7 protein-coding genes and 1 pseudogene are annotated in these 9736 nt (G+C 66.2%); 5 read left to right on the top strand and 3 right to left on the bottom strand.

All coding sequences use genetic code 11. The features are described from left to right. A pseudogene (locus V3572_RS17600) lies at positions 1–299 on the bottom strand (hypothetical protein); the annotation flags it as partial. A 12-nt stretch (positions 300–311) separates the two neighbouring features. Continuing rightward, positions 312–1085 (bottom strand): DUF2092 domain-containing protein, encoded by a 774-nt coding sequence (locus V3572_RS17605; RefSeq protein WP_332112338.1) that lies wholly within the window; start codon positions 1083–1085, stop codon positions 312–314. Positions 1086–1408: 323 nt separating this feature from the next. Here V3572_RS17605 and V3572_RS17610 point away from each other — a divergent pair, with 323 nt between their 5' ends. From V3572_RS17610 to V3572_RS17630, 5 genes are all read left to right on the top strand, one after another. Further along, positions 1409–2605, top strand: coding sequence for a hypothetical protein (locus V3572_RS17610; protein WP_332112339.1), 1197 nt, complete (start codon positions 1409–1411; stop codon positions 2603–2605). Positions 2606–2745: 140 nt separating this feature from the next. Then, on the top strand, positions 2746–4098 hold the full coding sequence (gene glmM, locus V3572_RS17615) for a phosphoglucosamine mutase (RefSeq protein ID WP_332112340.1): 1353 nt from the start codon (positions 2746–2748) through the stop codon (positions 4096–4098). A 220-nt stretch (positions 4099–4318) separates the two neighbouring features. After that, the gene (gene galU / locus V3572_RS17620) at positions 4319–5191 is read left to right on the top strand and encodes a UTP--glucose-1-phosphate uridylyltransferase GalU (protein WP_332112341.1); all 873 of its coding nucleotides are present in this window, start codon (positions 4319–4321) and stop codon (positions 5189–5191) included. A gap of 91 nt (positions 5192–5282) precedes the next feature. After that, positions 5283–7712, top strand: a complete 2430-nt coding sequence (priA, locus tag V3572_RS17625; protein ID WP_332112342.1) for a replication restart helicase PriA — start codon at positions 5283–5285, stop codon at positions 7710–7712. Positions 7713–7752: 40 nt separating this feature from the next. Then, complete coding sequence (locus tag V3572_RS17630; protein ID WP_332112343.1) at positions 7753–8835, top strand: hypothetical protein; 1083 nt, start codon at positions 7753–7755, stop codon at positions 8833–8835. Positions 8836–9032: 197 nt separating this feature from the next. Here V3572_RS17630 and V3572_RS17635 read toward each other — a convergent pair whose 3' ends face one another. Next, on the bottom strand, positions 9033–9635 hold the full coding sequence (locus V3572_RS17635) for a D-glycero-alpha-D-manno-heptose-1,7-bisphosphate 7-phosphatase (RefSeq protein ID WP_332112344.1): 603 nt from the start codon (positions 9633–9635) through the stop codon (positions 9033–9035). Positions 9636–9736: the final 101 nt, after the last annotated feature.

The following is a 9736-nucleotide window of genomic DNA, read 5'->3' on the forward strand; positions in this document are numbered from 1 at the left end:
GGCGCGACGGCCGGAGCCGGAGCGGGTGCCGGAGCGGCGGCCACCGCCTTGTCCGCTTCGGCGGCGGGCTTTTCCGTGGCGTCGGGCTTTTCCGTGGCGTCGGACGTCCCGGGCGCAACCGCGTCGGCTTCGGGCAGCCCTTCGGACGTGGCGTTGGGCGCCTGCGCCAGCGCAAGGGGCAGTTGCGGCTCGGCCGCCACCTCCTGCATCTGGGTCAGGGGCGCCGGGGTGGAAGGGAACAGGCCGACCAGGGTGAGGCTTAAGAAAGAGCACAAAAACAGTCGTGCACACGTTTTCATGACGGCCTCCGGTTACGGGCTGACGGTTTGCTGGCCCGCAAGGGGGATGATGTCGATCTTCGTGGCCGACGGCGACGGGGTGAAGGTGAAAAAGGAGTCCTTGAGCCGGGGGTTGAGCTTCCAATCCACGAGCATGGCCTCGTAGTTGGGCGCGCCGACCAGGGTCTTGTCCACGATGACCAGCTTGCGCGGCAGGGGGTTTTTGCCGTCTGCGATCCAGATCTGCCAATCCACGTCTTTTTGGCTGAAGGCCAGGTGGTGGCAGGGCACGCCCTGGACCATGCGCAGGCCCACGTACACTCCCGACAGGACGCCTGCGGTGAGGCTTTCGCGGGGGGTGCTGAGGATCAGTTCGGCCAGGGGGGCGGTGACCCCGTAAGTTTGAAGAACCTTGTCCAGGGCCTGATCGAGGGCGCCCGGGGCCGGGATGACGGAATAGGAGTTCCTGGTAGGATTTGAGATGGAGAACGTGGCGCCGTCGAAGGTGATGGTTTTTACCTCGGTGTCCTGGACGGTGTCGGCCCGGACCCGGTCGGGGCGGCGCACGGCGATGGTCTCGGTGCGCGAGGTTTGCAGGGTCAGCCCGCCCTGGAAGACCTCGTCCACATTGACCTCGGCCCGAAAGACGAAGGCGTTGAGGCCTTTCAGGAAATCGCACATCCGGGTGAGATGCTGCATGGCCACGGGGTCGATGGCCGGGGCGTCGGCCTTCTGGGCCGCCGGGGATGCGGCCGGAAGCAGCAGAAGAACCGCCGCGAGGGCTGCTGTCCAGATTTTTTCACGCATGCTGATCTCCTTTGGGAAGGGCTTTAGGTGGTGGACTGTGGAATGAAAACGGGTGTGGAAAGGCCGAAAAAGATCGAGGCCCGGGGAAAAGCCCGATTTTGGTGTTGAACCACTGGTGTTTTTTTACGCTTTTGCGGGGCGGAGGCAAGGGGGAAAACGGCGTCCCGGGTGGGAAGAGGTGCGAGCAATAGGATGGTGCGTCGCCGGATGCGCCGGGACAGGAAAGCGTGATTCCCGTATGGCCTTGAAGGCTACGGGTGAAGGAGATATAATGCGTCCGGGCCGGAATGGGCGTCTTCGCGCCCAAAAGCCCGGGAGGAACCATGCGCCCGACCTGTCGCGCGGCCTTGGCCGTTATGGCCCTGGCCGTTTTTTTAAATGGCTGCGGAACCATGGGGCCCAAGGTCATGAAGGGCAACCGCACGGCCTACAACACCGGCATCCAGCAAAGCGACAAGGAGGAGCTTTTGCTCAACCTGGTGCGCATCCGCTATCTGGAGCCGCCCTTTTTCATGAGCGTGGGCTCCATCTCGTCCTCCTTCAATTTCCAGGTCACCACCGGGCTGTCCGCCGACCTCAACTCCGGCCCCACCCAGACCGTCGTGCCCTACGCCGTCTCGGAGAAGACCGGGCAGATCACCAGCTACTATCCAGCCTTCGCCGGATATCCCGACGTGGCCGTCAAGCCCAACCTGGAATTCCAGTATTACGAAAGCCCGACCATCACCTATGCCCCGTTACAGGGGGAAAAATACGTCACCCAGCTTTTGAGCGAGATCGACCCCGGCCGCTTTTTCTTCCTGTACCGGGCCGGGGCGGACATGGACATGTTGCTCGACGTCCTGGTGCGTCAAGTGGGAACCCTGCGCAATCCCGACCCGGATGAGGACACCCCTTCCGCCAGGACCGGCCGGGACCGGTTTCGCGAGTTGAGCAAGGCCCTGGCCGCCATGCAGGGCCGGGGCGACCTCCAACTGCAATACACCGCGCCCGAGCCCGGCGTCGCCGAGAGCCTCGTTTTGCAGATGCGTTTTGCCGACGCGGCCGAGGCCGCCCGCCTGGACGAACTCTTCGGCATCGGCCTGCCGCGCTTAAGCGCCCCGGACGGCCGTCTGGTGGCCCAGGCCCGGCTCATCCGGGCCATGGATTTCCTAAGCGCCCAGACCCGGGAAGAACGCGCCGTCAACTTGACCTTCGATCTGCGCAACACCATGGAGGTTCTGGAATATCTGGCCCAGGGCGTGCAAGTGCCCGAGGAGGACGTCAAGGCCGGAATCGCCGAGGCCCCGGCTGAGCACCTTGTCCCCGAGGCCCGCTCCGCCATCGCCGTGCATTGCGACCGCAAGAAACCGTCCTCTGCCTATGTGTCCACCTATTACGAGGGGAAGTGGTTTTTTGTGGCCGCAAACGACATGCCCTCCAAGAGCGCCTTCGGATTTCTCATGACCCTTTTGGCCATGGAGGGCGGCGACGTGAAATCCGGCCTGCCGGTCCTGACCATCCCCGTGGGCGGCCGCTGACGCCGCACGCGCCCGTTCGCGGTGTCGCCTTCCTGGGGCATTGGACAGGAGCGGGCGCGGATGGTACAGACTAACCCCGCTCATATGACGGTTTACCAGCAGTTCTGGATAGTTGAAAAGTATATGATATTGGGAACTTCATGACAAAGAAACTCTTCGGGACGGATGGCCTGCGCGGCCAGGTCAATATCTATCCCATGACACCGGACGTGGTGTTGCGCCTGGGCTTGGCCGCCGGACGGCATTTCCGCAACGGAACCAAGCGGCACCGGGTGGTCATCGGCAAGGACACCCGGCTTTCGGGATACATCTTCGAATACGCCTTAAGTTCCGGGTTTTGCGCCTCGGGCATGGACGTGTTCCTGGTGGGCCCCCTTCCCACCCCGGCCATCTCCTTTCTCACCCGCAGCATGCGGGCCGATGTGGGCGTGGTCATTTCCGCCTCCCACAATCCGTACATGGACAACGGCATCAAGTTTTTCGACAGCAAGGGCTTCAAGCTGCCCGATGCCGTGGAGGCAGAAATCGCCGCAAAGGTGCTCGATCCCCAGGCCGAGTGGGACTACCCGACCCCCGAGGCCGTGGGCCGGGCCTTCAAGATCGAGGACAGCCCCGGCCGGTACAACGTCTATTTGAAAAACACCGTCCCCCAGGATGTGTCCCTCGACGGCCTCAAGGTCGTGCTCGACTGCGCCAACGGCGCCGCCTACCGGGTCTCGCCGCTTGTGTTCGAGGAACTCGGGGCCAAGGTGGTGAAGATCGGGGTGACGCCCGACGGCATAAACATCAACCGCAAGGTGGGGTCGCTGTATCCCGAGGTGACGGCGGCCAAGGTGCTGGAGACGGGAGCGGACATCGGCATCGCCCTGGACGGCGACGCGGATCGGGTCATCGTGGTGGACGAGAAGGGCCGCATTCTCGACGGCGACCAGATCATGGCCATCTGCGCCAAGGATCTCCTGGAGCGGGGCGAACTGCCGGGGGGCGTCCTGGTGTCCACGGTGATGAGCAACATGGCCCTTGAGGTGTTCATGCGCGAGTGCGGGGGCAGGCTTTTGCGCACCCCCGTGGGAGACCGCTACGTGGTGGAGGCCATGCGCGGCGAGGGCGCGGCCTTTGGCGGGGAACAGTCCGGGCATCTGGTGTTTTTGCGCCACGGCACCACCGGCGACGGCACCCTGGCCGCCCTGCAGCTCATCCGGATCATGATTCAGACCGGCAAGCCCCTTTCGGAGTTGTCCGGCCTTTTGACCCCCTATCCGCAACGGCTGATCAACGTGCACGTGGAGCGCAAGATTCCCTTTGGCGAGGTGGCGGCCATCCGGGAGGCCGTGGCCGACGCCGAATCCGAGCTTGGCGGGTCGGGGCGTGTGCTTTTGCGCTATTCCGGGACCGAGGCCGTGGCCCGGGTGATGGTCGAGGGACGCGATGCCGGGACGGTGGAGCGCCTCGTCGCCGCTTTGTCCGACACCCTGCGGGCGCAGCTGCGCTAGAAACCGATTCACCGATTTTCCGGCGGTTTTCCCGCTGGACAGTTCATATCAAAGGCTTTAGAATCCTTGTTTGATACATGCAGTCCGGCGCGATCCCCCCTGACGGCGGGACTGGTGGGCGGCACGACGTCATTTCAGCCGTCGTCATGAACACAGCGGACGGTCGATGAGGGCGGGGACGGCATGGTCGCGTGATCCATCCTTTGTTAAGGAGACGAGCATGGAAATCAAGAAAGTGGTCATCCCGGTCGCCGGTTGGGGAACGCGATCCCTCCCGGCCACCAAGAACATTCCAAAGGAAATGCTCCCGGTCTATAATAAGCCCGTGGTCCAATACGTCGTGGAAGAGGCCCAGGTTTCCGGACTCACCGATGTGGTGTTCGTCACCAACCGTAGCAAAACCATCATCGAGGACCATTTCGACTATAATCTGGCCCTGGAAGACGTTTTGCAGCGCACGGGCAAGCTGGAGATGCTGGCCCAGGTCCGGGCCGTGGCCGAGATGGTCAACATCATTTCCGTGCGCCAGAAAAAGCAGCTCGGCCTGGGGCACGCCGTGCTGTGCGCCCGCGAGGTGGTGAAAAACGATCCCTTCGCGGTCATGGTCGGCGACGACCTCATGTTCGGCATGGAACCGGGCATCAAACAGCTTTTGAGCGTGGCCATGGCCGAACACATGCCGGTCATCGGGGTCATGGAAGTGCCCCGGGAACGGGTGTCGAGCTACGGCATCATCGACGGCGAGGAATTCGCCCCGGGTCTTTTCCGGGTGCGGAGTCTGGTGGAGAAGCCCAAGGTCAACGAGGCCCCCTCGCGCATGGCCATCGTGGGCCGCTATGTGCTTTTTCCGGACATCTTCTATCACCTGGAAAACCTCACCCCCGGGCACGGCGGCGAGATCCAGCTGACCGACGCCCTCAAGGGGCTGGCCGGAAACAACCGCCTGCTGGCCGTCAAGATCCAGGGACAGCGCTTCGACGCCGGCGATTGGGCCGAATATCTCACGGCCAACATCTACTTCGCCCTGCATGACGAGGATTTGCGCGAGGCCCTGGTGCCCCGGCTGCGCCAGCTTCTGCCGTTCTCCAGCTAAGTCCGCGTGTGCAGCGCGGCGACATTCGCCGCCCAAAACGATCCCAACCGCCCGGGCGCCTCGCGTACCCGGGCTTTTTATTGGCTAAAGCATGGTCGGATACGTCAGCGTCGCGCTTTTTTGCGCCCCCTTCGCCACCCTGACCTATGCCGTGCCCGGGCATCTGGCCGGGCATGAGCTGTCGCCGGGGCTTCGGGTGCTCGTGCCTCTGGGGCGCTCCATCCGGGCGGGCATGATCCTGGCGGATCAGGCCGCGCCGCCGGACGGGGTGGAGATCAAGCCCCTGGTCTGGCCCCTGGAACGCGCCCCCCTTTTGGATGCCGCCTACCTGGAGATGATCGACAATCTGGCCGCCCGGCAGATGTGCCATCCCGGCCAGGTGCTGGGGCAAATCCTGCCTGCGGCCCTGCGCCAGTCCAAGGTGGTTTTTACCGCGCCTGAAAAGGCCCGCCTGCGGCGCAGAACCCCCCGGGCGCTTCTGGACGCCTCGCCCCAGGAGGCTGCGGACCTGGCCGCCCAGTGGGCCGTCGGCGTCATGCAGGTGTCGGGCGCTGGCCGGGGGCAGGAGCGCGCCCTGCGGCTTTTGGTGGACCCGCCCTGGCCGGTGCGGCCCGGGGCCACGGCCCGCATCGCCCTGTTGGATTACCTGTACGAGCGTGGCCAGACCCCGCTGTCGGTTGTCGCCGGGCATTTCGGCCGGGACATGGGGCCGGTGATCCGGGCCCTTGGCCAACTCGGGCTGGTGGAGATGGGGGTCTGCGACGGCGTTTCGTCCGACGGGCAGGACGACTGCCCGGCGCTTGCGGCCGCGCCGTGCCCGCCGGAGGCCCCGGAGGAGGTCTCGAACGCGCCGCTGACGGACGAGCAGGGCGCCGCCATGGCCCATCTTTCCCCGCTCCTTTGCGCGCCCGGGGGGGCGGTGCGGCTGGTGCACGGGGTCACGGGCAGCGGCAAGACCCGGCTTTATCTGGAACTGGCCCGGCAATGCCTGGACAGGGGGCGGTCGGTGGTTTTGTTGGCCCCGGAGGTGGCCCTGGCCGGGCATCTGTACCGGGCCGTGCGCGAGGTCCTGCCCGGGGCCACGGCCATTTTGTCTCATGGCTCCCTGTCTCCTGCCGTGCGCGAGGCCGCCTTCCGCCGGGCGGCGGCGGCCCGGGCGCCCGTGGTGGTGGTGGGCGCCCGCTCGGCCCTTTTTTTGCCGGTGGCCGCCCCGGGGCTGATCGTGTTGGACGAGGAGCATGACGCCTCCTTCAAACAGGAGGAACGGCTCGGCTATCAGGCCAAGGAAGTGGCCTTTTTCCGGTCCAGGCGCGAGGGCGGCCTTTTGATCCTGGGCTCGGCCACGCCCGACGTCAAGACCTATCATGCCGCCGCACGCGGCGTAGTGCCGTGCGTGGTCCTGTCCCGCCGGGCGGGGACCAGCCAGCCGCCGGAGATCGAGATCGTGGATATGGGGCAGACGGTCAAGGCCCCCTCCCGCCAGGCCGGGCCGGGCGGCGGGAAGCCCCCCGAGCGCACGGCGGTCCTGGCCCAGGCCAGCGCCGCCGCCCTGGCCGAGACCGTGGCCCGGGGCGAACAGGCCATCATCCTGCTCAACCGCCGGGGCTATGCGCCGGTGCTCTACTGCCTGGACTGCGAGACCGTCCTTTGCTGCCCGGACTGCGATCTGGCCTATACCTTCCACAAGTCCCGGCAGCGGCTGGTGTGCCATTACTGCGGCCGCACCCAGGATTTTCCCGCGCCGTGCGCCAAATGCGGCGGGACGCACTTTTTGCCCCTGGGGGCCGGGTCCGAATCCCTGGCCGAGGAGCTTTCCGGCATCCTGCCCCCGGGGACCACGGTGGCCCGGCTGGATCGGGACAGCGCGGCCCGACCCGGCCGCACCGAGGAGATCCTGGCCGAGTTCGCCTCAGGGGCTTCCCAGGTGCTGGTGGGCACCCAGATGCTCTCCAAGGGGCACCATTTCCCCCGGGTGACCCTGGTGATCGCCGCCGACGCGGACATGGGCCGCAACCTTCCCGATTACCGGGCGGCCGAGCGCACCTTTCAGCTTCTGGTGCAGGTGGCGGGCCGGGCCGGGCGCGGCGACATCCCGGGAAAGGTGCTGATCCAGACCCGAAATCCCGGCGATCCCTTCTGGGAGCTGGTGCGCGGGGCGGACTACCAGGGTTTTGTCTCCCAGGAGCTCGCGCGCCGGGAAAAGTGGGGCTATCCGCCGTTTTCCAAGCTGGCCCTGGTGCGCATCAGCTTTCCCAAGGACGACCCGGCGGGCTTTACGGTCCTGTCGGACGTGGGGCGCGTCCTGCGCGAGGCCGCCGCCGCTGCGGGCGTCGGGGTGCGCGTGCTGGGCCCGGCCCCGGCCTCCCTGCCGCTGATCGGCGGGCGCAAACGCTACCACTGCATGATCAAATCCCCGGACTGGCCCGCCGTCCGCGTCCTTTTCGCCAAGGTTCGGGCCGTGGTCCCCCGGGGCGGCGAGGTGCGCATCAGCCTGGACCTGGACCCGGTGGATATGCTTTAACGAACAGGCGCGCATGGGACCGCTGACCAGGGAGGGATGGATGGATACCTTTCACAACGACGACGCGGCGCTTTTGGAGAACGTGGAGCGGGTGCTCGGGGAGCGTTCCCGGGCCGGACTGGACGGACTGGTGGGGGGCCTTGAGGCCATCGTGGTCAACACCGAGCCCGAGAACTTCGCCGGGGCCGTGGCCGAGCTTCTGCGCTACACCGGCTACGACACGATCCAGGCCTTTTCCTCTCCGGGAGTGGACACGGCCGTCATGTCGCTTGCCGGAAGCGCCGACATCCTCATCACCCGGCGAAAAGGCGGCGACAACCCCTTTTTGCCCTTCAACGCCGGACTCAAGGTGGGGGACCGGCTGGCCACCCGGCTGGAGACCTTCGTCTTTTCCTGCCATGACCTGGAACGCTATGCCGCCATCCAGAAGGGACGCGGCGTGCGTTTTCTGACCCCGGACATCGTGCGCGCGCCGGGCTGCGATTTTTTGCAAACCGCGCCCTCGGCCTTTACCGGCAACTCCATCGGGTTCATCCAGCGCAAGGACCGCTCCCGGGGATACGCCCCGCCGGGAAGCACGCCCCTTCATCTGGACCTGGTCAAGCCCAGGGCGGCCCACCTGGCGAACATCGGACGCCTGGACCACGTGGCCACCCGGGTCAAGGCCCAGGACCGCGACCCGGCCATCCTGGAATTTTTGTCCCTGACCAACTACCATTTCGACTTCGCGGTCTACGTGGAGTCCTTAAACTCCATCACCAGCGTGGCAAGGCTTGGGGCGGGCGACTACGCCCAGGTCTTCACCTCGGGCATAACCCCCTTCACCACCCCGGAATCGTCCGGTCCCACGGAGATGTTCATCCACAACTGGGGGCTTCGGGCCCACCACATGGCGCTTGAGACCGAGGACATCGACGCGGTGGTGGAGGCCCTGCGGGCCGACGGCATGCGCTACATCTCGGATCTGGTGGGATCGCGTGAGGAAGGGCTCAAGCAGGTGTTCACGGTCATGTCGCCCACCACCTTCCTGGTCACGGAATACATCAAGCGTTTCGACGGCTTCGACGGGTTTTTCACCAAAAGTAACGTCACCCACCTGACCAAGGCCACGGAAAAGCAGTAGCGGGTGGCGTAGCCGCCCGCAGCCCCTCCCAGGGTGAAACGCCAAACGGGGCCATGCATCGCACGGCCCCGTTTCTATTCGGGGATTCCAAAGGGGGCCAGGCCCCCTTTGGCCGCCGGAGGCTTCCTTCACCCCACTTTTTCACCCTTGCCCAGGCCGCCGGAGGCTTCCCCCCCATACGCACGACGCTCCTCACATCACTCCATCACGATCCGCTCCACGGCGGCGGCCAGATCCCGGGCCAGGACGTCCGGCCAAGGATGGTCGGGCGATCCGCCGCCCGGCGGCAGGTCCATGGCCTCCCCGGCCAGGGGCGGCAGGCCAAGGCGAGCCGCCTCCTGCACGCCGTGCCCGGTGAGCACCAGGACGGTGACCGCCGCGCCCAGGTTTTTGCCGAAGGCCACATCCGAGGCCTTGTCGCCGACGACCGCCGTGGTGGCCGGGTCCAGGCCATGGCGGAGGCGCAGGGCCTCCCATTGCCCAAGCCCCGGCTTGCGGCAGGCGCAGGCCGCGTCCGGGGCGTGGGGGCAGAAGGTCGCGCCTGCCAGGCGCACGCCGTAATCGTCCAGAAGCCTGGCCAGGCGGGCCTGGACGGCCAGATGGCCGGTCTCGGAGAAATAGCCCCGGCCGATGCCGGACTGGTTGGAGACCACAAAAAGGCGCATCCCGGCAGCCGCCAGCCGGGCCAGGGCCTGCCCCGCGCCGGGAAGAAGGCGCACCCGGGCCGGGTCGCACAGGTAGTGCTCGTCCACGATGACCGTGCCGTCGCGGTCGAGAAGGACGGTGTCGATTTCGGACATGGGGCGTCCGGCCGGGACGCGGTGCAGGCCGCGTCCCTTTGGGTTACGGGTTGTGGCCGCCGGGCGCGTCCGAGGCTCACGCCCTTGATGACGAAGATGGT

It is taken from the genome of Desulfolutivibrio sp., from assembly GCF_036584575.1.
Taxonomy (GTDB): domain Bacteria; phylum Desulfobacterota; class Desulfovibrionia; order Desulfovibrionales; family Desulfovibrionaceae; genus Desulfolutivibrio.

Coding starts and splice junctions, on each gene's coding strand:
- V3572_RS17630 (WP_332112343.1), top strand. CDS start 7,753: ATGGATACCTTTCACAACGACGACGCGGCGCTTTTGGAGAACGTGGAG.
- V3572_RS17610 (WP_332112339.1), top strand. CDS start 1,409: ATGCGCCCGACCTGTCGCGCGGCCTTGGCCGTTATGGCCCTGGCCGTT.
- galU (WP_332112341.1), top strand. CDS start 4,319: ATGGAAATCAAGAAAGTGGTCATCCCGGTCGCCGGTTGGGGAACGCGA.
- V3572_RS17605 (WP_332112338.1), bottom strand. CDS start 1,085: ATGCGTGAAAAAATCTGGACAGCAGCCCTCGCGGCGGTTCTTCTGCTG.
- glmM (WP_332112340.1), top strand. CDS start 2,746: ATGACAAAGAAACTCTTCGGGACGGATGGCCTGCGCGGCCAGGTCAAT.
- priA (WP_332112342.1), top strand. CDS start 5,283: ATGGTCGGATACGTCAGCGTCGCGCTTTTTTGCGCCCCCTTCGCCACC.
- V3572_RS17635 (WP_332112344.1), bottom strand. CDS start 9,635: ATGTCCGAAATCGACACCGTCCTTCTCGACCGCGACGGCACGGTCATC.